16 protein-coding genes are annotated in these 19,272 nt (G+C 40.4%); 8 read left to right on the top strand and 8 right to left on the bottom strand.

The window, feature by feature from the left end; all coding sequences use genetic code 11:
- Nucleotides 1-61 precede the first annotated feature (61 nt).
- Nucleotides 62-1,372: an acetyl-CoA C-acyltransferase FadI gene (gene fadI, locus ACFI4Z_RS07945; RefSeq protein WP_462670114.1), complete on the top strand. Its 1,311-nt coding sequence runs from the start codon at nt 62-64 to the stop codon at nt 1,370-1,372.
- Nucleotides 1,372-3,624, top strand: a complete 2,253-nt coding sequence (gene fadJ, locus ACFI4Z_RS07940; protein ID WP_462670113.1) for a fatty acid oxidation complex subunit alpha FadJ — start codon at nt 1,372-1,374, stop codon at nt 3,622-3,624. Before fadI ends, fadJ begins: the two co-directional genes overlap by 1 nt.
- Before the next feature lie 138 nt (nt 3,625-3,762).
- Here the strand turns inward: fadJ and ACFI4Z_RS07935 are convergent, their stop codons facing one another.
- Nucleotides 3,763-4,149, bottom strand: coding sequence for an MmcQ/YjbR family DNA-binding protein (locus ACFI4Z_RS07935; protein ID WP_462670112.1), 387 nt, complete (start codon nt 4,147-4,149; stop codon nt 3,763-3,765).
- A gap of 193 nt (nt 4,150-4,342) precedes the next feature.
- Here ACFI4Z_RS07935 and efpL point away from each other — a divergent pair, with 193 nt between their 5' ends.
- Entirely contained in the window at nt 4,343-4,915 is a 573-nt protein-coding gene (efpL, locus tag ACFI4Z_RS07930) for an elongation factor P-like protein EfpL (protein WP_462670111.1), read from the top strand.
- Nucleotides 4,916-5,262: 347 nt separating this feature from the next.
- On the opposite strand, the gene ACFI4Z_RS07925 is transcribed toward efpL, so the two are convergent.
- Nucleotides 5,263-7,497 (bottom strand): putative bifunctional diguanylate cyclase/phosphodiesterase, encoded by a 2,235-nt coding sequence (locus ACFI4Z_RS07925; RefSeq protein WP_462670110.1) that lies wholly within the window; start codon nt 7,495-7,497, stop codon nt 5,263-5,265.
- Nucleotides 7,498-7,549: 52 nt separating this feature from the next.
- Entirely contained in the window at nt 7,550-10,270 is a 2,721-nt protein-coding gene (locus ACFI4Z_RS07920; RefSeq protein WP_462670109.1) for an insulinase family protein, read from the bottom strand.
- Between the two features lie 173 nt (nt 10,271-10,443).
- On the opposite strand from ACFI4Z_RS07920, the gene sixA reads away from it, so the two are divergent.
- The 3 genes from sixA to ACFI4Z_RS07905 all read left to right on the top strand — a co-directional run bounded on the left by sixA (nt 10,444) and on the right by ACFI4Z_RS07905 (nt 12,194).
- On the top strand, nt 10,444-10,920 hold the full coding sequence (gene sixA / locus ACFI4Z_RS07915; RefSeq protein WP_462670108.1) for a phosphohistidine phosphatase SixA: 477 nt from the start codon (nt 10,444-10,446) through the stop codon (nt 10,918-10,920).
- A gap of 91 nt (nt 10,921-11,011) precedes the next feature.
- The gene (locus ACFI4Z_RS07910) at nt 11,012-11,362 is read left to right on the top strand and encodes a RidA family protein (protein ID WP_462670107.1); all 351 of its coding nucleotides are present in this window, start codon (nt 11,012-11,014) and stop codon (nt 11,360-11,362) included.
- A gap of 94 nt (nt 11,363-11,456) precedes the next feature.
- Nucleotides 11,457-12,194: an SDR family oxidoreductase gene (locus tag ACFI4Z_RS07905; RefSeq protein ID WP_462670106.1), complete on the top strand. Its 738-nt coding sequence runs from the start codon at nt 11,457-11,459 to the stop codon at nt 12,192-12,194.
- Nucleotides 12,195-12,196: 2 nt separating this feature from the next.
- Here ACFI4Z_RS07905 and ACFI4Z_RS07900 read toward each other — a convergent pair whose 3' ends face one another.
- Both ACFI4Z_RS07900 and smrB read right to left on the bottom strand, forming a co-directional pair.
- Nucleotides 12,197-13,120 (bottom strand): AEC family transporter, encoded by a 924-nt coding sequence (locus ACFI4Z_RS07900; RefSeq protein ID WP_462670105.1) that lies wholly within the window; start codon nt 13,118-13,120, stop codon nt 12,197-12,199.
- Between the two features lie 37 nt (nt 13,121-13,157).
- A complete protein-coding gene (gene smrB / locus ACFI4Z_RS07895; protein WP_394193095.1) occupies nt 13,158-13,715 on the bottom strand; it encodes an endonuclease SmrB in 558 nt (185 codons plus the stop codon).
- A gap of 126 nt (nt 13,716-13,841) precedes the next feature.
- Here smrB and prmB point away from each other — a divergent pair, with 126 nt between their 5' ends.
- Both prmB and aroC read left to right on the top strand, forming a co-directional pair.
- Entirely contained in the window at nt 13,842-14,777 is a 936-nt protein-coding gene (prmB, locus tag ACFI4Z_RS07890) for a 50S ribosomal protein L3 N(5)-glutamine methyltransferase (RefSeq protein ID WP_462670104.1), read from the top strand.
- A gap of 65 nt (nt 14,778-14,842) precedes the next feature.
- Nucleotides 14,843-15,940, top strand: a complete 1,098-nt coding sequence (aroC, locus tag ACFI4Z_RS07885; RefSeq protein WP_462670103.1) for a chorismate synthase — start codon at nt 14,843-14,845, stop codon at nt 15,938-15,940.
- 59 nt (nt 15,941-15,999) lie between these two features.
- Here aroC and ACFI4Z_RS07880 read toward each other — a convergent pair whose 3' ends face one another.
- The 3 genes from ACFI4Z_RS07880 to ACFI4Z_RS07870 form a co-directional block, all read right to left on the bottom strand.
- Complete coding sequence (locus tag ACFI4Z_RS07880) at nt 16,000-16,836, bottom strand: mechanosensitive ion channel family protein (RefSeq protein ID WP_462670102.1); 837 nt, start codon at nt 16,834-16,836, stop codon at nt 16,000-16,002.
- 132 nt (nt 16,837-16,968) lie between these two features.
- Nucleotides 16,969-18,237, bottom strand: coding sequence for an HlyC/CorC family transporter (locus tag ACFI4Z_RS07875; protein ID WP_462670101.1), 1,269 nt, complete (start codon nt 18,235-18,237; stop codon nt 16,969-16,971).
- Nucleotides 18,238-18,298: 61 nt separating this feature from the next.
- Nucleotides 18,299-19,105, bottom strand: coding sequence for a cytochrome C assembly family protein (locus tag ACFI4Z_RS07870; protein ID WP_462670100.1), 807 nt, complete (start codon nt 19,103-19,105; stop codon nt 18,299-18,301).
- Nucleotides 19,106-19,272 lie beyond the last annotated feature (167 nt).

Genomic DNA, 19,272 nt, shown 5'->3' with positions numbered 1-19,272 from the left:
ACACGGGTTGTTTAGAATCGAGGAAAACAAACAGGTCAGACCTGTCAGCGGGAGAGCATAAATGTCTGAGCAAAACATACTTAAAACAGCAAAGGGCGATCGTATCGCCATCGTTAGTGGCTTACGTACACCGTTCGCAAAACAAGCAACTGCATTTCACCACGTTCCAGCTTTGGATATGGGAAAGTTAGTCGTTAATGAAATGCTAGAGCGATTAAATTTTGATAAGTCAGAAATTGATCAACTTGTATTTGGCCAAGTAGTTCAAATGCCTGAAGCGCCAAACATTGCCCGCGAAATTGTATTAGGTACTGGTATGCCGGTATCGGTTGATGCTTACTCTGTATCTCGTGCATGTGCGACTAGTTTTCAGGCTATTGCGAATGTTGCTGAGTCAATTATGGCAGGCTCTGTACAGGTTGGTGTTGCTGGTGGTGCTGATTCTTCATCAGTATTACCGATTGGGGTTAGCAAAAAACTAGCTGGCAGCTTAGTTGATTTAAACAAAGCGCGTACCTTTAGCCAGCGCTTAAAAATATTCTCAAAATTGCGCTTAAAAGATTTAATGCCAGTACCGCCAGCAGTAGCTGAATACTCAACGGGTCTTTCAATGGGCCAAACTGCTGAGCAAATGGCGAAAACTCATAATATTAGCCGTGCTGATCAAGATGCATTGGCGCATCGTTCACATAGCCTTGCTAGCCAGTCATGGGCTGAAGGTAAATTAGCTGAAGAAGTAATGACGGCGCATTTACCCCCGTATAAAAGCTTTATCGAGCAAGACAACAACATTCGCCATAACTCTACCGTTGAAGGTTATGCTAAATTAAAACCCGCATTTGACCGTCAACATGGTTCAGTAACCGCTGCAAACTCTACACCATTAACTGATGGTGCAGCAGCTGTACTGATGATGAGCGAAAGCAAAGCAAAAGCGTTAGGCTACAATATTTTAGGTTATGTACGTAGTTTTGCCTTCTCAGCTATTGGTGTGCACGAAGACATGCTAATGGGGCCAGCCCACTCAACACCTATCGCTCTTGATAGAGCGGGTATTACACTGGCTGATTTAGATCTAATCGAAATGCACGAAGCATTTGCAGCGCAAACACTTGCTAACATGAAAATGTTTGCCTCAGATAAGTTTGCCCAAGAAAAACTTGGCCGTAGTAAAGCCATTGGTGAAATTAACATGGATAAGTTTAACGTGATGGGCGGATCGCTTGCATATGGACACCCATTTGCAGCAACCGGCGCACGACTTATCACTCAAAGCTTACACGAACTTAACCGCCGTGGCGGTGGTTTAGCCCTGACTACAGCCTGTGCGGCAGGTGGTTTAGGTGCAGCCTTTGTATTGGAGAGTGCGTAATGACAGACTCAGTATTTAGTTTAGAAATTGAAGACGGCTTAGCCGTTGTGACTATTGATGTGCCGGGTGAGAAAATGAATACCCTGCGCGATACCTTTGCCGATGATTTAAAAACATTGCTTGATGATGCAAAACAACAAGCTGTAAAAGGTATGGTATTTATCAGCGGTAAGAGCGATAACTTTATTGCCGGTGCTGATGTGAAAATGCTTGATAACGTTGAAAAACGTGAAGATGCACTCGCTATCAGCGAGCTGTGTCATCGTGCGTTTTTTGATATGAAAAAACTACCATTCCCAACGGTCAGTGCTATTCATGGTGCTGCGCTTGGTGGTGGATTGGAATTTGCGCTAGCGTGCGATTATCGCGTGTGTTCAAACAGCGATATTACTAAATTAGGCTTGCCGGAAGTACAGCTTGGCTTACTACCAGGTGGCGGTGGCACACAACGTTTACCAAAATTAGTTGGCCTACAAAAAGCCCTTGAGTGGATGCTAACTGGTAAGCAGGTGCGTGCTAAACAAGCTAAAAAAGCCGGTTTAGTTGATGACTGCGTACCGCAGACAGTTTTATTACGTGTGGCGAAAGAGTTTGCGTTAAAAGGAAAAGCAAAAGCGCCAAAACCAAAGCTTGACCGTGTTAGTCAATTGCTTGAGTCAAACCCATTTGGCCGTAATATCATCTTTAAAAAAGCCCAAGAAAACGTACTGAAGAAAACCGGTGGTCATTACCCAGCGCCATTGGCAATCATTAAAGCTGTGCGCGCAAGTGTTGAGCTTGATGAATTAAAAGCATACAAAACAGAAGCTGAAGGTTTTGCAACCTTGGTGATGAGTGATGAGTCAAAATCATTGCGTGGGATCTTTTTCGCGACCACTGAAATGAAAAAAGAATGGCGCAACGATGATGCCCCAGCTATTGAAAAAGCCGCTGTATTAGGTGGTGGTTTAATGGGCGCGGGTATTACCCATGTCAGTGCTGTTAAGGCGGGTGTGCCTGTTCGTATTAAAGATGTAGCAGAGCAGGGCATTAGTAATGCCATGAACTACAGCTACAAAATTTTAGATAAAAAGCAAAAGCGCCGTATTTTGTCTAAAGCTGATTTACAGCAAACCATGAGCAAAATAACCGGTACGACTAATTACAGCGGTTTTAAGCACATTGATATTGTTATTGAAGCGGTATTTGAAGATTTAAGCTTAAAGCAAGGTATGGTCGCCGATGTAGAGCGTGAGTGCCAAGATAACACTATTTTTGCTAGCAATACTTCATCACTACCCATTTCGCAAATAGCGGCTGAGGCTACGCGCCCTGAAAATGTGATTGGCTTACATTATTTCTCACCAGTTGAAAAAATGCCATTGGTAGAGATAATCCCACACGAAGGCACGTCTCAAGAAACCATTGCTCGCGTAGTAAACTTTGCCCGTAAGCAAGGTAAAACACCGATTGTTGTCAAAGACATGGCTGGGTTTTATGTAAACCGTATTTTAGCGCCTTATGTAAACGAAGCGGCTAATTTACTGCTAGCGGGTGAGCCAATTGATAAAATTGATGCTGCACTTGTTGAGTTTGGTTTCCCTGTTGGGCCGTTGGCGTTATTGGATGAAGTGGGTATTGATATCGGCTCTAAAATAGCCCCAATTCTTGAAAAAGAACTGGGTGAGCGCTTTAAAGCCCCTGATGCATTTAGCCGTTTAATTGATGCAAAACGCTTAGGTCGTAAAACTGGCCGTGGTTTTTATATTTATGATAAAAAAGCCAAAAAAGTGGACGAGTCAATCTACGAGTTATTAGGTGTCAGCCCATCGCCGCGCTTAAATAAAAGCGAAATCGCAAAGCGTTGTGTAGCCCAAATGCTTAACGAAGCAGTGCGTTGTTTAGATGATGGCATTATTGCAAGCCCTCGTGATGGCGATATTGGTGCCATATTTGGCATTGGCTTCCCACCATTCTTAGGCGGCCCATTTAGTTACATGGATAAACTGGGCGCGAGTAAAGTGAGCTCAGAAATGGCGACGTTTGCTAACTACAACCCTGTATTTACACCATGTGATACATTGGTTGATATGGCAGATAAAGGCGCAAGTTTTTATCAGATTAAGCCTGCGACCTCAGTAAATGAAGAGCAAAACGTAACGGAAGATACAGCAGTTAAAGAAGTGGTTGTTGAAGGCGTTGAAACGGCTGAAACACCTAAGCCAGAAGAGATAGAAACAGACGAAAAGCCAAAAGACGAAAAAACGTCTTAGGGTTATTTATCTAAAGAAAAAACGCACCTGAGGTGCGTTTTTTTATGTTTAAAATAAAGTTTAGTAAAAATGGGGTAATTGAGACGACATATCAAAATAAAAATTGCACTGAGCTTTTCACTCAGCACAATACTCGTTTTAAAGGTGGACTTCGATAGCTTTACGGTCTTTTTCTGGCATATTAGAAACAACCAGATCAAAAGAATTGTCTATCATCCGTTCAATTTCACCCTGAGGAATTGAACCATCTAGAATAACAGTATTCCATAACCGTTTATTCATATGGTAGCCAGGTATCACTGAAGGAAAAATATCACGTAATGCTTGTGCCTCATCAGGGTCGCATTTTAAGTTCATCCACCAAACAGGGTTGCCATCTTCATCTGTTTGTCCTTCATTACCAACAGATAATGTGGCAAACATTTTATGATTTACTTTGTAAACGTCAACTTCTTGGCCAAAAGGTTGGGTAACCATAACCAAGGGTTTTTTAGTTAAATACTCATGTGCTGTGTGTTGATCCATGATCCAGTCCTTGAAGTCATTTTAAGATAAATTAACAATAGCAGCTTTTTCCTAGTTTAGTCATGAAAAAGCGATCAATAGGTATAATTTATTATAAACATCAAAAACAAAGCGTTTTGAATGTGATTTGTTGTTGCAGAAAATTAACTTCGTGGTATGTTTCTGTGGATTAATAAATTATAGGAATACACCAATGCCTAAGGCAAGTGAAGTTAAAAAGGGTACTGCTATTGAGTTCAATAACCGCGTATTAGTGGTTAAAGATATTGTTCGTTCAGTGCCTCAGGGACGTGCTGGCGGGAGCTTATATCGTATGCGTTTGTATGATGTAGTTACAGGCGGTAAAGTTGACGAAACATTCAAAGATAGCGATATGCTTAAACTGGCTGATTTAATTCGTCGTGAATCTATGTTTTCTTACATTGATGGTGACGAGTATGTGTTCATGGATAACGAAGACTACACACCGTACAATTTAAATAAAGACGCAATCAGTGAAGAGATTTTATTCGTAAACGAAGAAACTCAAGGTGTTCACGTTATCGTTATTGATGGCGCACCTGTGGGCTTAGATTTACCATCAAGCGTTGAATTAGTTGTTGAAGAAACAGACCCTTCAATTAAAGGCGCATCTGCGAGTGCTCGCTCAAAGCCTGCAAAATTATCAACAGGTTTGACTATTCAAGTACCAGAACATATTTCTACGGGCGATCGCATTCGTATTAATACCGCAGAGCAAAAGTTTATGGGTCGTGCTGATAAATAAATTAGCCTTTCGATAAATGTTTAAAAAGCCGACTAAATGTCGGTTTTTTGTTTCACTATCATTTTAGAAATGACAGCTATTTAGAATCAAAACTTTTAATCAGCCAAGGGATTGGGTAAACTACGCGCTTATTTATTGACCGCCAGCAAGAGGCCTGCTTTGTATATTGTGATCAGCATCGTGTTTATCGCCATTATGTATTTAGATGTGAATAAAAAGGGCATGCCTGTTAAACGTTGGGTTGTACTGGCTGGGTTACTAGGGCCCCTAGCATGGTATTTGTTTAACGTTCACTATCGTAGGGCCTTGCTTCGCACTATTGGCGCTAATGCGTGCGTATGGCGCCCTTAAGCTTGGTGAATCAAACTCGGTTGTGAGTTGCTGTACTGCTTTTTCAAAAACTCAGTAAATTCAGTTTTTGATAATGGTTTTGAGTAATAATACCCTTGCATAGTTTCGCAATTAAGCTGCTCTAAAATCGTTATTTGTTTGGCTTGTTCTACCCCTTCAGCAACAACATGCAAATCAAGGTTGTGAGCGATTGTGACAATTGAATCAACCATATTGCGACCACGCTCTGTTTCCATATCATCAATAAACGCTTTATCTACTTTTAACGTGTTAAGAGGGAATTGCTTTAAGTACGCCAGTGATGAATACCCAGTACCAAAGTCATCCATAGCTAAATGAATGCCACGGGCGCTGAGTGAGCGCATAATCGATATGGCATCTTGTGGGTCATCCATTACCGTACCTTCCGTTATTTCCAGTTCTAAGAAGTACGAAGGAAGCTCATTTTTTTGCAAAATGATATCAATACGTGTGGTTAAATCAGGTAAGCTAAACTGTTTTGCAGAGAGATTAACTGCTACTCGGCCATTAAATAAGCCAGCATCGAGCCACTCCTTTACATCTCTACAGGCTTTGTTAAGTACAACTTCACCAATTTCAATTATTTGCCCAGTTTCTTCTGCTATTGGGATGAATACCCCTGGACTAATAATACCTTTTTTAGGTGTAATAAAACGAACGAGTGCTTCCATACCGGTAAATTTACCGGTGCGAATATTCATTTTAGGTTGGTAATACACTTCAAAGTGATCTTCTTTTAAACCAAAACGCATTAGGTTTTCGATTTGTAAGCGTTTTACAGCTTGGCGATTCATGGTGTCATTAAAGAATAAGTAGCTATTGCCTTTCTTTTTAGCATGATACATCGCGGTATCAGCATTTTTGAGGAGTAGTTCAGGGGTATTGCCATCCTCAGGGTAAAGCACAATGCCTAAGCTTGATGTGATAACTAATTCGTGTCCTGCCATTTTAAAAGGGGTCGCAATGGCTGCTAAAAATTGTTTAGCCATACGTGTGATAGTGTGAATATCGTTAGTTCCTGACATCACTAATGCAAACTCATCACCACCTAACCGGTAAAATACATCTTTTTCTCGAGTGAGTTTATTTAATCGCATGGCTAGCTTGGCGAGCAGACTGTCACCTAATTGGTGCCCTAATGAATCATTTATTTTCTTAAAGTTGTCTAAGTCAAAGACCAGTAAAGCATGATGGTCATCTTTTTTAGCTAACTTTTTAAGGTCTGTAAAGAACAAGTTTCGATTGGGCAAGCCGGTTGTTCGGTCTCTATTTGATAAGTTATGTAGTTGAGACTCAGCTTTTTTGCGCTCTGTTAAATCAGAATACACAACAACGTAGTTGCAAACTTGGTTGTACTCATTTTTAATTTCGTCAATAGAAATTTCAAATGGTAGCATTTTGCGCTCACTGTTACGTAATTTTACTTCTTGTTGCCAGTGCTCAGTGCGTCTTACTGTATCTTTTATTTCTTCTATATAGCTATCTTCATAGCCCACAAGAGAAAATGATTTATTCAAGTAATGCTCTCGAGTGCCGCCAAATTGGCTTAAAAAGCTGGGGTTTAGATCTACAAGATTAAAATTTCTATCATAAATTGCTAGCGCATCAGTGAGTGATTCTACACATTTTGCGAATAAATTAAGGCGAGCTTCTGTGGACTTTAAGCGAGTAATATCGCGAACTGTTCCCGTCATTCTTAAGGGTTTTAAGTTGGCGTCCTTTTCAATTATTTTTCCGCGGTCGAGAACCCAACGCCATCGATCAAAGCTATCTTTTATGCGATAGCTGGCTTCAAAAAAGGCGCTTTGTTCAGCAAAATGTTGCTTTAAAAGTAGCTCTACACTGGGTAAGTCATTTGGGTGGATGAGTGATTTATTGGGGGGGAAACTTTTTTGAGTGTCACTGTTCATCATATATTTGTCGTTTATACGCAGCATTTCTCCCGTTTTGACGTTCCAATCCCAAAGCGTATCACCACTGCCTTCAACAGTACTTTTTAAGCGGTGTTCAGAAAGTCGCAATTGTTTACGTGAGCGGCGTAGTCTGTGTATGGTAAATAACAGGTACGGTAAAACCAGTGCAACAAATGCACTGGGTATGTATAGTTGTAAGGTTTTTTGATCAAACATTTGATCGTTATTAGCTAGAGCACTAAAGCTTAAAGCAAGGCTTACAAGTAATGTTAGTTTGAGCGTTATTTTTATTATCATTATGCACTTCTTTTATTTGCACCTGATAATCTAATTGAACGCCTTGGTTGTGTCAAAGGGAATGCGAGGAAACTGAATCTTTTACAAGTTCCTTGGCCTTAGGATGACTGAGTAGTTCATATCTTGCGCGATCATCGTTAAAGGTTTCGCGGGTATACGCTTTAATTTCATCTATTGTGAGTGCTTCCAGTGCGCTTAGCAGTTTTTTCTGCATATTAAATGTATGATCTTGATTGCCAATGGCCAACCATAAGCGTTGTGAACGAAGCCGTAGATTTTTGTCTTTTTCAGCAATATGTGTTTTGAGGCCGTGTTTCTGAAGCTGCCACTGCTCTTCGTCCAGCTGGTTTAGACTTTCAACAGCACGAGTTATAAATTCTTTGTGGCGCTCAAGCAGAGTATATGGGCAATACTCTGGCGATTGCACATAAAATGCAATGCCTGCACGTGTATTAAAAGGGGCGTACCCTGCACCAACGAGATAGCCTAACTGCTGTTTCGTACGTAGCTCATTGAAGTAATCTTGATTGATAAGGTGATTAAGTGCCATCATTTTTATTTTTTCATCTACATCATCACTCATTGCTTGATAATAAATGACCATTGCGTTGTCGTTGCAGTTTAGTTCAAGCTCTATACGAGTCACTTTATCTAGTAAGTATAATGGGCGGGTTAAATCTTCAATAGTTGCTGATTTAGCAAGGTGGTTAGCAACTTCTTTTTGGAACTCAATTGCATCATTTTCTTGCCAGTTCCCGTGTAAAAATGATTCTACATGTAGCGCATTAAAAAACTCTTTTCTAAAGCAGTTGAATTGATGAAAGCTGGTATCTTTTAGTGCATTGGCAAGCTTGTCTGGCTGCGGATTCCACGGCATAATTTTAGCCCCAAGAACACTAAAGAGCTCACCCACAGGTTTATTGTGATTGCTATTACGCCAATGTCTCACTAACTGTTTTTTATACTCAGCAAAGCGCTTAGCGCATATATCAACATTAAATAATGCGTTTAGCAATTCATCTACTAAGGCGAGTTGGCTTGAGGATAAACCAGCGGTATGGAGGGTTAAACCACCTTGATGTGACGTCAAGTGATAACTCAGTCCTGCTAATTCTGCGGGGTAAAATTGTTCAGCGACGCTATCCATAAATAAGTCAGCAAATAAGCGTGTAAGTGCCATGTGCTTAATATCTTTTACTGCAAAATGAGAGTCCATGGCTAAGTAAAAATGACCTTTGGCAACCCGAAATGTATTGTCTTGCTTAAACCAAAAATCAAACCCTGGCTCTTTGACCAATAAAGTGGGTTGGGTTTTAGGGTGCTCAACATCGAGTAAGGTTACGTCTTTTGTTAAATACGGATTTGCTGTGGGCAATAGCATCTGTGGTAGAGGCGTATTTATTTCAGTCAGTGCATCAAGCCAAGAGTTCGAGAGCGCTTCAACACGATAGGGCGTATGGTACCACTTTGTTTTATGCTCAGGCTCTACATCAGGGTGAATCAGCACTAAACGCATATTACGCGGGGTGAGCCATTGCATAGCCATATCATGCGCATGCTGGTTGAACCCCTCCATCAAATAATCACCTTGCACGTAATTAGCTTCATCGTAGTGCTGCATATTAATACTTAAGTTACTAACCCAATCTATTAAACGCGCTTTTTCTTGATTATCAAATGCAATGCTGAGTAAATTTTTCTTGTCCTGATAAAGTCGAGGAAGTTTGTCAGTATTTTGATTGATGAGACAAATATATTCGAAGACCATTTCAACAATGTCTTCATAATATTCAATGCCCTCATCGGTCAGGGCCATACTGATATTAAAGTCTTTAAAGTTGCTGCCATTAATGCCGCCACCGGCAGATAAGGCATTTATCCAACCTTGTTCTTTTAAAATAGAGTACAGCGACCCTTCCCCTTCATAGCCAAGTAAGTGGGCAATAAAACTCACTGTTTTATGGCGATAAAACGCGTCTATGTTCGGCATAGCAAAACTCACAATCAACTTTTGCATATGCTTATGTGGCTCAATGTGCAGTACTTTACAAAGATCTTGTTGACGATAGAGGTCAGCTTCAATAGCTGGCTTTTCTTTGCCAGTGCCTTTTATATCGCAAAATAAGTCAGTAACCCAACGCTCCATAGTGGTGATATCGGCATCGGAGCAAAGCACTAAGCTCATCCATTGTGCTTGATAATAGCTATTAAAAAACTGACGTAATTCATCGCTAATACATGTTTCACGATCAGCTAATGTTTGTTGGCTACCAACAGAAAATTTAGCGAATGGATGATCAGGGTTGACCGTTTCTTTGTGGGCTTGGTAAATCCGACGGCTATCATCTTTTATTTTTAATTTAAACTCCGCATCTATCGCGTTGCGCTCTTTTTCTGTTTCAGTGGGACTTAATAAAGGCGCAATGAAAAAACGGCTAAACTGTTTAAGCGCATGTTCAAATTTTTGGTTGTTTATATCAAAGAAATAGCAGGTATGTTCAGTTCCAGTCCATGCATTGGTATTACCGCCTGCTTGAGAAACAAAATTACTAAAACTATTGGATTCTGGATATTGGTCAGTACCCAAAAAAAGCATGTGCTCTAAAAAGTGGGCAAGGCCTTGTCTATCAAGTGGATCATCGAAATGACCAGCATTGATAGCCATGGAAGCAGCAGCCTTCGTTGAATCTTTATCTTGCACCAACAATACTTTTAGACCATTGTCCAGTGTTAGGGCGTGGTATGTTCTGTTATCATTGCGGCTGATATTCAAATGATGCTCCTAAAACGTCGCGTTTACCTATTTTCAATATGTGATATCTTCAGAGATTTTTACAATGCTTTTAATTCTGAATATCAAGCGAGATAGATGTTACTTTGTTTTAATATAGCGGACAAATTGGCAAACTGGCTACTGTTTTATATTCTTTAATCGGTTGATTTTTTATGAAAACAATTCTAATAATGCGCCACGGCGAAGCTACACCGATGCAAGCTGACGACACAAGCAGAAACCTGACGTTAGTTGGCCAGCAACAAGCCGAAAAAATGGGAATATGGCTGCACGCAACTCATAAACCAACGGCTTTGTTAGTTAGCCCTTATGTTCGTGCTCAACAAACTGCGCAAGGTGTTAAAAAGAACAATGTGTTTACGTTTGAAGAAACATGCAGCGACATCACCCCCGATGGAAATCCTCAAATTGCCGCAGATTACCTCGAAACATTAATTGCTATGCACCCTGAGTGTGATACTTGGTTGATTGTGGCCCACATGCCTATAGTGAGTTATTTAGTCGATCAGCTAAGCCCTGGCAATATGCCAATTTTTAACACCGGTGGGGTTGCTGTAATTAGCTATAATGACATGACGCAAAAAAGCCACTACCTTAGTATTAACGCACCAGCTAACGTCGTTATTTAGGTGAATACTTCAGCCTAAAAATGTATTAATAAATTCAATTTAAAAAATGGCCTATCGGACCTATTTTGCTAAATAAAAGTAGAGATTAATAATGACTATTGAACGTCTTCAAACCGGTGCGCGTATGAGCCGCATTGTTAAACATAACGGCACAGTATACTTATGCGGACAAGTTTGCGCAGATGCCGAACAAGGTATTAAAGAGCAAACACAAACAATGCTGAATAAAGTAGAAGCGTTACTAGACGAGGCTGGAAGCTCTAAAGAGCATATGCTTAGTGCGACAATTTATGTAAAAAGCATGGATTACTTTGCTGATATGAATGCTGTATGGGATGCATGGGTACCCGAAGGGCATGCGCCAGCACGCGCGTGTGTTGAAGCTAAAATGGCTCGCGATGCATTGTTAGTAGAAGTGTCAGTCGTCGCAGCTGTAAAATAATAGCCTATAGCAGCTTGTTCGATATATATTCTCCAATAAGTCGCTTATCCAGATCCACTAATAAATTTAACTCCACAAAGCTTCAGGATAGACAATGAGTGCAAATCCAGTCGTATTAATAACCGGCGCCAGCCGAGGGATAGGGGCTGCGACCGCAATTTATTTCGCTCGCCACGGCTACGATATTTGCCTAAATTATAAAACAAATGATGAACAAGCTAAACTAGTAGCGCAGCAAGTTCAGAGCCTTGGGGTTAAGGTTGCAATGCTGCAAGCTGATGTATCTAGTGAGACTGACGTAGTTGCTATGTTTTATAAGATAGATGAGCTATTTGGTAAAGTAGATATTCTTATCAATAACGCGGGTATTTTAAAGCCTCAAATGTGCTTGCTTGATATGGATGCTGCACGAATTAACGAAGTATTAAGCACAAACGTAACCAGTGCTTTTTTATGCTCTCGCGAGGCGATTAAGCGCATGAAAGCAGGCGGCAGTATTGTTAATGTTTCATCAGCTGCATCACGCACTGGCTCTCCAAATGAATACATTGATTATGCAGCATCAAAAGGAGCCATGGATACTTTAACGATTGGCCTTGCTAAAGAGGTTGCGAAGCAAAATATTCGTGTGAATGGCGTGCGACCCGGACTTATTTATACTGATATGCATCGTGATGGTGGTGAGACTGAACGTGTAGAACGTTTAAAACATAATTTGCCATTGGGCAGAGGTGGTAACCCTGAAGAAGTTGCCGCTGCAATTTATTTTTTAGCCTCAGCGCAAGCTTCATTTACAACAGGCGGATTTATTGATGTAAGTGGTGGATTGTGAAGTTACAACAACACTGAAAGCCAAAAAGTAAAACTTATCACACTTAAAACGGTTGATAGAACGACCGTGCTGGCAAGTGTTGCTTGATGTTGTTTGATTTGGCAGGCGATGAGGTACGCGTTTACACCCAAAGGCGATGCACTCAATAAAACCAGTACGTTTAATAATTGTGTATCGAGCTCAAATACATAATAACCCATTAAAAGTACTAAACAGGGCAATAAAAATAGCTTTATTAAGGTGGCTACTAACGCAGCTTGCCAATTATCTGAGACTTTATAAAAAGCTAAGTTTGCCCCCAGTACAAATAATGCACACGGCAGGGCGGGTTGTCCCAGTAATGATAGCCCAGATTTAAGATCGGCAAATAAAGAGAGGCCACTTAAGTTCACCGCGATTCCACAACTGATACTTAATACGACCGGGTTCAATAACATGTTTTTACCAAATTGGGGCCATGAAAACACCTTATTATTGCCTTTAGCGCTAATTAAAAATGTTAATGTGAAAAGTAACGCGCTGTGAAAGGTAATTATCATAAACACAATCCCCATCATTTGCTCACCAAGTGCGGCAATTATAATAGGTAAGCCAACCAACACCGTATTTGAGTAACTACTGCCTAAAGCAAACACACTATGGCGCTCATAGCTTTTATTTCTAGATAAGTAAAAACGGTCAATCGATAAGGCAAATGAAAAGGTGAATAAAACGGGTAGGTAAAAACTTAGAAACCCACCTAAACTGACGCTGCCCTGCAAATTAGCATTCGACATGTTGAGAAATAAAAATGCTGGGACACTGATATAAAACGTAAATTTACTAAGCCCAGCGACATGCAGTTGTGATAAAAACGCACTTCGGCTTGATAGGTAACCACATAAAACAATAAAGACCAATGGAAAAATAATCGAAAAAATATGCACTTTCTTTTGGCCTTTAACAGCAAATGTTTACCAAGGGTTAACGCCTGAACTCATCGCTTTGTGGTAGATTAATTAGTATTAATACCGCGCCTTTACCACCGTACTCAAGTGGTGCTTGGTGCATTGCAATCACATCAGGGTGCTGAACTAAATACTGTGGTACTTTGTGTCTAAGTATATGCCCACCAATGCCATGAACTACACAGGCGCAATAATAATGCTTTTTCTTGCACTCATGAATTAAGGCTGCCAGTTCATCTTTTGCAATTTCTTTATTTAGACCGTGCAAGTCTAGGGTTAAATCAGGGATAAAATCTCCACGGCGCAACTGTTTAGCTAAAAAACGGTCTTGGCCATCTTGTACATAATTTACCGTACCATTCGTATCTATATCTGGAACATATTCGTCCGAGAAGAAAAATTCTGACTGTTGTTGCTTTTTTTGCTGGGCAAATTGCTTCGCTTGTGACACTTTAGGTTTATTAGCAAAACGGTGAGTGTCTTGTTTAAAAACACGCGCACCAGAAATGCTTTGACGAAATAAGTCTATATCGTCAGTGCTAATTGGGCTGTTTGAGTGAGAATCTTTTTTCATTGCCGCAGTCTAAACAAAAAAATGCTAAAAATCGAGTAAATAGCGTTACAATAGGGCAATCATGGGGCCTTAATTGTGCCTCGATTGAGTTCATATTTTGAAAGTATAAGCAGGCAGATAACACACATGAGCGAATTACTAATAGAAGAAGCAACCTTAGATGAAGCTGTTGCAGAACTTTCAACATTGCACGATTGGTTACGTTGGACAACAAGCCAATTTGCCAGCAGTGGTATTTTCTTTGGTCACGGGACTGATAATGCATGGGATGAAGCGGTTAGCTTGTTACTTCCAGCGCTGAGCTTACCTGTTGATGCACCAAAAGAATTGATGCATGCAAGGTTAACCAGTACTGAAAAAAATCGGTTGGCAGGATTAATTTCAGACCGAATTAACGATTTCACACCCGTTCCTTATTTAACTAATATTGCATGGTTTGCCAACATGCCATTTTATGTAGATGAGCGTGTATTGATCCCTCGTTCGCCATTTGCAGAGCTAATTCACAATCGTTTTACGCCATGGTTAGAGGAGCCTGAATCAGTAGGGCGAATCTTAGATTTATGTACTGGCTCTGGTTGTATTGCAATTGCACTGGCACAAGCGTTTGAAACTGCCCAAGTCGATGCGGTTGATATTTCGTATGAAGCACTTGAAGTGGCAGATATCAATATTACTGATTACATGCTAAATGACCGTGTATTACCAATTCAATCAGATGTATTTAGTGGTGTTCCTGGGCAAAAATACGATCTTATTGTAGCTAACCCACCGTATGTTGACGCCGAGGATATGGCTGACTTACCACGTGAATTTCACCATGAGCCAGAACTAGGCCTTGCATCAGGCCATGATGGCTTAGATGTTACTCGTACAATTTTAAGTGAAGCAGCAGAACATCTAACCGATAACGGTTTGTTATTTGTCGAAGTAGGTAACTCTATGGTACACATGGATGCACTTTATCCTGGTGCACCGTTTGAATGGATTGAATTCGAACAAGGCGGCCTAGGTGTATTTGTTATCAGCAAAAAACAATTGGTTGATTACTTTGTTGACTGAACAGGTAAAATTTAAAGCCGAGCCTTAGGCTCGGTGCTCAGTAGTCATTAGGAATGAGGAAAGCAATGGCAGGTAATAGCATAGGACAACTATTTAAAGTGTCCACCTTTGGTGAAAGCCATGGCGTCGCGTTAGGCGGCGTTGTGGATGGTACGCCCGCAGGTCTTGAAATCACAGAGGCCGATTTACAAATAGATTTGGACCGTCGTAAACCGGGGCAAAGTCGTTATACCACGCAGCGCCGAGAAGATGATCAAATTAAAATTCTATCAGGTGTATTTGAAGGTAAAACCACAGGTACTAGCATTGGTTTACTGATTGAAAATACCGATCAGCGTTCAAAAGATTACGGTAAAATTAAAGACGTCTTTCGTCCTGGCCACGGTGATTACACTTATTGGCACAAATACGGTCTGCGCGATTATCGTGGTGGCGGCCGTTCATCAGCACGTGAGACTGCAATTCGTGTGGCTGCTGGCAGTATTGCCAAAAAATACTTAAAGCAATTTCATGGTATTGAAGTGCGAGCATGTTTAAGTCAGCTTGGTCCAATTAAAGCTGAGAACTATGATTGGGATGAAGTAGAAAACAACCTGTTCTTCTTTCCTGACGCCAGTAAAATTGAAGCATTAGACGAGTATATGCGTGACCTTAAAAAACAAGGTGATTCAGTAGGCGCTAAAGTCAAAGTAGTCGCTAAAAACGTACCTGTAGGCTTAGGCGAGCCGGTTTTTGATAGACTTGATGCAGAGCTTGCACATTCACTCATGAGCATCAATGCCGTTAAGGGCGTTGAGATTGGTGATGGCTTTGATGTGGTAGAGCAAAAAGGCTCTGAGCACCGTGATGAACTAACACCTGAGGGTTTCACGTCAAATCACGCAGGTGGTGTTTTGGCAGGTATATCTACTGGGCAAGACATTATTGCCTCAATAGCGCTTAAACCAACCTCAAGTATTACAATACCTGGCAACAGTATCAACACTGAAAACGAAGCCGTTGAGATGATCACAAAAGGTCGTCACGACCCTTGCGTTGGGATTCGTGCAATCCCAATAGCAGAAGCCATGATGGCCATCACGCTAATGGATCACTTACTGCGCCAACGTGGGCAAAACCCGCATGTTAAACATGAGCATGGGCCTATTAACGGCGCTGTATAATGAGCATTAAAATTTAAAAAACCACCCTCAGATGGGTGGTTTTTTTGTGCTACCTGATATTATTTACCAGGAAATTGATGTATGTGAACATCGCGTTGTGGGAAAGGAATTGTGATATTTTCCTTATCAAAAGCAATTTTAACACGTTCGAATAAACCAAAATAAACAGGCCAATAGTTCTCAGAGTCAACCCATGCCCAAACTAGCATACCAATGTGGCTATCGCCGTGTTGGCTTACATGTACAACGGGTTGCTTTGCATCGTCTTTTAGCACAAGGTCGTACTCATTTAACACACTCATTAATACTTCTCTTGCTCTGAGTACGTCATCGTCATAGCTTATACCAAATTCTATGTCGATACGGCGTGTTGGCTCTGAAAACTTATTTTTAACACAGCCGTTAGACAGCGTACCATTTGGAATAATAATCTTCTCATTATCGTATGTAAGCAGTACCGTGACGAATATTTGAATTTCAGTGACTTTACCCATGTAGCCTTGTGCTTCAATGACGTCGCCTACTTTAAATGGTTTAAAAAATAGAATAAGTACACCACCTGCAAAATTAGCGAGGCTGCCTTGCAAAGCCATACCAATCGCTAACCCTGCGGCACCGAGCATGGCAATAAATGATGTGGTTTCTATGCCTATCATTGATGCCACTGAGATCAGTAAGAGCACCTTTAAGATAACGGAAATAAATGACACTAAAAAGTGGGTCAGTCCGGCTTCCAGTTTTACACGATTCATTGAAGTTTCGGTCATAGTTGAAACTCGGCCAATAAACCACCAACCTATTATTAAGACAAATATGGCCAGAAGAAACTTGGGTCCATAAAGCATAATCATCTCTATGGCTTGGTTATAGATCCTTTCAATTGAAATATCTTCCATTTTACTCTCCGTTAAGTATGCATAAGCGTTTAGATAATAGCTTAGTATTGATAACTTAAAGGATAAATAACAGCAGAAAATTCAGAAATGTAAGTATAAAAGTGAGCAGCGAGTGCTGCTCACGAAGGTTTTTTAGGTTTTTCTCTTATTTGTTTGAATACGTACTAGTTTGATCATATTTTCTTTTACTTCAACTACTTCAATAGGGTAGCCAGAGATACGTAAACTTAAGTTAGCATCAGGGATATCTTCTAGGTATTCAATTATTAAGCCGCTTAGTGTTTTAGGTCCATCCAAAGGAAATTCCCACTCCATTTCTTTATTAAGATCGCGCACATTGGCACCACCATCAACTAAAAATGAGCCATCTTCCTGAGGCATTACTTCTTCACTTGGAGTACGTGTTTGGGTTGTTGTAAAGTCACCAACAACTTCTTCAAGAATATCTTCAAGTGTTACTAAACCTTGTATATCGCCATATTCATCAACTACTAAGCCAATCCGCTCTTTTGATTGCTGGAACTTAAACAACTGAGTATTAAGCGATGTGCCTTCTGGGATAAAATATATCTCACGTACAGCACGCAACAGTGACGGTTTATCGAATTGTTCTTTAGTTAACAGGCGTAATGCATCACGTGAATGTATAAAGCCTACAGCGTCGTCTATTTGGTCACGATATAAAAGTACGCGGGTATGCTGAGCATGGGTGAGTTGTTTGCTTATTAGTTTCCAGTCATCGTTGATATCAATCGCAACTATTTCGTTGCGCGGGATCATAATATCTTCAACAGTGACTTGTTCTAAATCTAAAATGGAAGTCAACATACTTTGGTGGCGAGCAGGAATAAGCGCGCCAGATTCGTTTAGCACAGATTTTAGTTCTTCTTTACTCATGCTGTGCTCATCTATTTGCGCAGCACTAATACCAAATAAACGTAACATACCGTTGGTCATCCAGTTAACTACGACAACAAACGGGAACAAAATTTTAAGTAATCCTTTTAATACCACTGAACTTGGAAAAGCAACTTTTTCAGGGTAAAGGGCAGCAAGGGTTTTAGGCGTAACTTCGGCAAAAATAAGTACCACAAGGGTAAGTACACCTGTAGCAATAGCAATACCTAAATCACCGTACAAACGGATACCAATGATAGTTGCAACCTGAGCGGCAGCAATATTAACCAGATTATTACCAATTAGGATCAAGCCGATGAGTCTGTCAGGACGGCTCAAGAGCTTATTAACGCGTTTGGCAGCGCGATGGTTTTCTTTAGCGAGGTGGCGCAGACGAATTCTGTTTATTGACATTATGCCCGTTTCAGAGCCAGAAAAGTATGCAGAACATAAAATTAGAATACCGAGTATTATAAATAAAACACTCGTCGATATGCTGTCCAAAGAAGGATCCTTTTATTATAAATCAATGCGTATTAAGCGGTAGTGAGCAGCCTGAGTCAAGTTAAAACTTATTCAGAATAACTTCTTGTATAAAACGGCTACCAAAATAGGCGAGCGTTAAGGTAAATGCCGCGACCATTATTGCCAATACAATTGGTTTGCCACGCCAGCCTTTAACTATATGCCCTACAGTCACAATAGCAAATATGGCCCATGCGACTAATGATAAAATAGTCTTATGAATAAATTCACTATCAAACATGCCATCTAAAAATACAAAGCCAGATAGTAAGGCGGCTGTAAGCAAACTAGTTCCTAACGTAAGTAGATGATAAAGCTGGCGCTCAACCACCATCAAAGGGGGTAAATGGCTATGGACAATAGCAAGATCTTTGCGTTTTAATCGTTTATCTATAAAGTAAAATTGGACGCCATATAAGGTGGCGATTATAAGAACGCAGTAAGCAAGCAGTGACAACGAGATATGTGTAACTAGAGCAATTTCTACATCAATACTTTGCAACAAAATATGGTGTGGAATAAATAAGCTGGAAAACGTTAAAATAGCGGCAAAACCATATACGACAGGCAGTAAAAGTGTGGCTGGAAACTTAAGCGACACAGTTGTAACCGACACAACAATGACCCAGCATGTCAGCAATGCAACATTTACAATACTGAGGTCTTGGCCATCAGCCCGAAACACTGAATTAACTAACAATAACATATGGGCTAATATTGCAACTGTACTAAGTACGATAGTGAGTTTTTGGCTTGGACCTTGTTGATGGAACAAACGAGACAACACATGCGAAGTCGCTAATACGTAAAATAAACTGGCAATAATAGTTAAACTAATAATCAGCATAATGCTTTGGCCACTCAATTTGAGTCAAATAATCCTTGTTAAGTTAGCCCCATTGTATTTTATAGTAAGGAAAAAACCTAGGCTTTGTAAAAAGAAACTCAAACTGCATACTTGAATACTGTATTGTGCGCCTAGATTTACGGTATACTGTTTTTAATTAAAATTTA

It is taken from the genome of Pseudoalteromonas sp. RWi3, from assembly GCF_054960735.1.
The sequence above is the reverse complement of the archived record's forward strand: the minus strand, read 5'-3'. Positions and strand labels throughout refer to the sequence as shown.